4 protein-coding genes are annotated in these 4,049 nt (G+C 58.5%); 3 read left to right on the forward strand and 1 reads right to left on the reverse strand.

The genetic code is table 11. The annotated features are described in order from the left end of the window. Nucleotides 1-141: 141 nt before the first annotated feature. The gene (locus BN871_RS24875; protein ID WP_048749727.1) at nucleotides 142-564 is read right to left on the reverse strand and encodes a cell wall hydrolase; all 423 of its coding nucleotides are present in this window, start codon (nucleotides 562-564) and stop codon (nucleotides 142-144) included. Between the two features lie 329 nt (nucleotides 565-893). On the opposite strand from BN871_RS24875, the gene cyoE reads away from it, so the two are divergent. The 3 genes from cyoE to BN871_RS24890 all read left to right on the forward strand — a co-directional run bounded on the left by cyoE (nucleotide 894) and on the right by BN871_RS24890 (nucleotide 3,507). Further along, nucleotides 894-1,793: a heme o synthase gene (gene cyoE / locus BN871_RS24880; RefSeq protein WP_232313340.1), complete on the forward strand. Its 900-nt coding sequence runs from the start codon at nucleotides 894-896 to the stop codon at nucleotides 1,791-1,793. A 59-nt stretch (nucleotides 1,794-1,852) separates the two neighbouring features. Next, complete coding sequence (locus BN871_RS24885) at nucleotides 1,853-2,494, forward strand: SCO family protein (RefSeq protein ID WP_021880871.1); 642 nt, start codon at nucleotides 1,853-1,855, stop codon at nucleotides 2,492-2,494. A gap of 86 nt (nucleotides 2,495-2,580) precedes the next feature. Beyond that, entirely contained in the window at nucleotides 2,581-3,507 is a 927-nt protein-coding gene (locus BN871_RS24890) for an AEC family transporter (protein WP_048749729.1), read from the forward strand. Nucleotides 3,508-4,049: the final 542 nt, after the last annotated feature.

A 4,049-nucleotide genomic window follows, 5' to 3' on the forward strand; every position in this document is an offset into this window, starting at 1 on the left:
GACCGAAGGATGGCCGTAGCCGGTGCCGGCGCCGCCGACGGCTGGATGGCCGTAGGCGCCATAAGAACGATAGTAATCGAAGTCATAAGTATTCGACATGAAAGGTTTCCCCGCTCTCTCTGGATAGATGCTTGATTTCGGTCAGTACACGTCCGGGCAGTCGCTGGAGGTCGGCGCGAAGAAGCAATGCGCTTTGTAGCGCCCGGTGTTGCCTTGGTTGTACCAGGTATCGGGACAATCTCCCGACGGCCTGAAAAACCACAGCGCGTTGCTGGCAGGATTCTGCCGCTCCCCGCCTATGACGCGTTTGGCGAGCCGAATTTCCTTGTCCCTGGCCTTCTGATAGAAGTAGCTCTTCTGGACCGCCTCGTATCCTCCGGGACTCTGGTACACCATGTCCGGAATGGACCGTATATTGCGGAAATCGAGGCAATTGCCGAGTACCCGGTTGACGCCGACGTTGCCCACCATCAGCATGCCGAGTTCGCCTTCGCCTTCTGCTTCCGCCCGCATCAGCCGGGCAAGCAGCTTGGTGTCCGCATCGTTGGTCTTGATGACAGCCATTATTCCTGTTCACGCTCCTTTTGCGGGAGCCTGCGGCCTGCTGTTGCTGCGGTGCCCTCCCGCCTGGGCTCCTGACCACACCTTACTGTATGCCGGGGACCGCGAGATGTGCCTGTTTTCGACTCGAAAATGAAAGCGGGGGCCAGCTCAGGGAGGCAAGACCCGGCAGCATTCGTCAACAAATAGTCTACATTGGCATGTCGAATTCATGAACTTGCCTTTCCTTACATTGTCACAAGCATTCATTTTCGGTATCATTAGTACCGTTGACTACTGAAGCCCTTAGGCGCAATGCGCTTTTGCGCTCCAAAAACAGGAGGCGCACGACTGTGTGGAAAGACTTGATTGCCCTTACCAAGCCAGGAATCGTACGCATGAACGCTTTCGCGGCTTTTGGCGGATTCTGGGTAGCTTCCCAGTGGAGCATCGACTGGCTGAAGCTTCTATGGATGCTGATCGGAACTTCTCTGACGATGGCTTCGGCCTGCGTCATTAACAATTACTGGGACCGCGAGCTCGACCTCAAGATGGAGCGGACCCGCAACCGCGCGCTGCCGACAGGCCGGCTGAAGCCGGGATTCGTCATTACTTACGGCATCATTCTCGGAATTGCCGGCCTTGCCGTGCTGTTTACCCTCGTGAACGTCCTTTCCGGCTGGCTGGGACTGCTGGGCTGGTTCGTCTATATCGTCATCTATACGATCTGGCTCAAGCGGAGCTCGACCTGGAGCACGTCCATCGGGGGCGTGTCCGGAGCGATGCCGCCGGTTATCGGCTATTGCGCCGTCACCGGGCAAGTGGATGCCGGGGCTTGGCTGCTCTTCGCCTTCCTCTTCCTCTGGCAGCCGGCCCACTTCTGGTCGCTGGCGATCCGCCGCGTAGAGGAGTACCGCGCAGCGGGCTATCCGCTGCTGCCGGTCGTGAAAGGCATCAAGCGGACCAAGCTGCAGATGATTCCTTATGTGCTGCTGCTCATTCCGACCGTAATCCTGCTCTACACGTATGGCTACACGGGCCAATGGTTCCTGTGGGTTTCCGGGCTGCTTACCGTCATCTGGTTCGCCCACACCTTGACAGGCATGCGCGCAAAAACCGAACAGGAGACCGAGAAATGGGCCAAGGTCAATTTCCTTATTTCCGTCAATTACCTGCTTGTCGTTTTCCTGCTCATGATCGCCAACACTTACAGAGAGCCTGGCGCGGCGTTCATTTCCAGCATCCTGCCTTGATGGTCTTACATGCCTGTCCGCCCGGACAGGCTTTACTTACATAAGAGGAGAGGTAAACGTTGCCATTCATCCGCAAGCATGCCTTCAAAATCGCCTTGTTCGCGCTTTGCGCCGCCATGGGCATCTATCTGCTCGTATCAAGCCGGGCCGACAGCACGCAGGCCGTCAATTTTCCGCAAAACAGCCCTGCGCCTGAGTTCACGCTTCAGAACGCTTTGGAAGACGGAAAGGAAGTCAAGCTCGCCGATTCGGACGGCAAAGTCCGCGTCGCTTATTTCTACTGGTCTCATTGCCCGGACGTCTGTCCCGCTACGACTTTCATTCTGTCCAAGGTTCAGGACAAGCTGAAGGAGGAAGGGCTGTTCGGCGACAAAGCGGAGCTGATGTCCATCACCTTCGATCCGGAGCGCGATACGCCTGAAGCCATCCGGACCTTCGCCTCCAAATTCCATGCCGACCCGGCGGGCTGGCTGTTCCTGCGCAATCCGGACGAAGCCGCCACCGCCAAGCTGGTCAAGGATTACGGCCTGTCCCTGCTTAAGGACGCCGACGGCAATTACAGCCATAACGACGTGTTCACGCTGATCGACAAAAAGGGCAATATCCGCAAATACATTACCGGCGGCATGGATCAATCGATGACGCCGGACCAAAAGGCGGATTCCATCGTGACAGCCGTCAAAAGCCTGCTGAAAAAATAAGCCTCTTCCGAGAGGCCGCTGGGTCTGTCATTCCTGCAAGAAATTGCAGGAATTTTTTTTTGGACCTGAAGGAAGGAGTGGCACGCATGGCATTGCTCGGCTCGATTCTGCTGCATAACATCATTCCGCTGTGCGTCATGATCCTGATCGGGGTCGTGCTGCAGCGGATTTTCGTGCTCGACATCCGCACGCTGTCGAAGCTGAACTTTTATCTCTTTTCTCCGGCCGTCATCTTCAAGCTTTTGTATACGACCGACATTCCGTTTTCGCTGATCGGCCAGGTGCTGCTGTTTTTCGGCGTATTCATGGCGTTCCAGTACGCGCTTGTGGAGATCGTCATCCGACTGAGGGGATTTCAGGGGGGCATGAAGGCGGCAATGCGCAACAGCGTGCTGTTCTACAACAGCGCCAATTACGGCATTCCGCTCAACCAGCTGGCTTTCGCTGCGAATCCGTTCACGCTGTCGATTCAGGTGCTCGTCATGATGATGCAGTCGCTGCTGCCGAACACATACGGCATCTACAGCGTCAATGCGCATAAAAGCAGCTTCCGCGACATCCGGCGCACGATTCTGTCGCAGCCGGTCATTTATGTGATTCCGCTCGCTTTTGCGCTGCGCGGCTTCGGCGTCGGCATTCCGGTCTATCTCGCGACGCCGCTCGATTATGTGGCGAATGCCTTTATCGGGACGGCTCTGCTGACGCTCGGCGTGCAGCTCGGGAGCATGAAGCGCGGCAGCGGCAAGGGGAAGACGGCGGATCTGGGGCTTTCCCTGGCGCTTCGCCTGGCGGCAGGCCCGGCGCTGGCCGCCTTGACGGTCTGGCTGCTTGGCATCGACGGCCTCGCGGCCAAGGCGCTTATCGTGAGCTCGGCGGTGCCGACTTCGCTCAGCAGCGTTCTGCTGGCGGTCGAATTCGACAACGAGCCGGAGTTTTCTTCGCAGGCGGTGCTGTTCTCGACGATATTGAGCATCGGCACGGTGACGGCGGTCATTGCTCTGCTTCAGATATAGCGGCCGCCAAAGCTTGAATGCTCCGTCCGCTGTGGCAAGCCCGCTGCGCTCAAGTGCTCAAGCCCGGCAAGCCCGCTGCGCTCAAGTGCTCAAGTCCGGCAAGTTCGCTGCGCTCAAGGCCGCTCGGCAAGCTGCCGCTCCTCCAATCGCTGTTGAACCCGTGTTCCTCTGAACTTGGCGGATACCGCGGTAGGAACCCGGCTTCAAAGGCGACCGCTGCCGCTTTTCCGGATGCGGCGGCCCGCCTTCGCTGGCTGGGCAGCGGGGCAGGAGAATGCTTGCCTGCGCTGGCTGGGCAGCGCGGCAAGGGAAAGCCGGCCGCACCGTGAGTCCGGCTTAAAGAGAGCAAAAGCATAGCTGCGCCAATGGCGAGCCCGCTGGCGATGCAGGCAAGGCTGCGCCGGCAGGCCGGCGCTGCTGCAAGGAGAAGCAAGACCTGCAGCCATAGCCAAGCTCCTTAGAGCCCGTCCTCTTTGGACCAGCGGGGCTCCGGTCCCGCATCGGGGAAAATAAGCTCGGACTCGAAGCCTGCCTTGAGAAGC

Source organism: Paenibacillus sp. P22 (assembly GCF_000469945.2).
Lineage (GTDB): Bacteria > Bacillota > Bacilli > Paenibacillales > Paenibacillaceae > Paenibacillus_O > Paenibacillus_O humicus.

Excerpts from the sequence above, each read along its gene's own strand:
- BN871_RS24875 (WP_048749727.1), bottom strand. The coding sequence starts at position 564 with ATGGCTGTCATCAAGACCAACGATGCGGACACCAAGCTGCTTGCCCGG.
- BN871_RS24890 (WP_048749729.1), top strand. The coding sequence starts at position 2,581 with ATGGCATTGCTCGGCTCGATTCTGCTGCATAACATCATTCCGCTGTGC.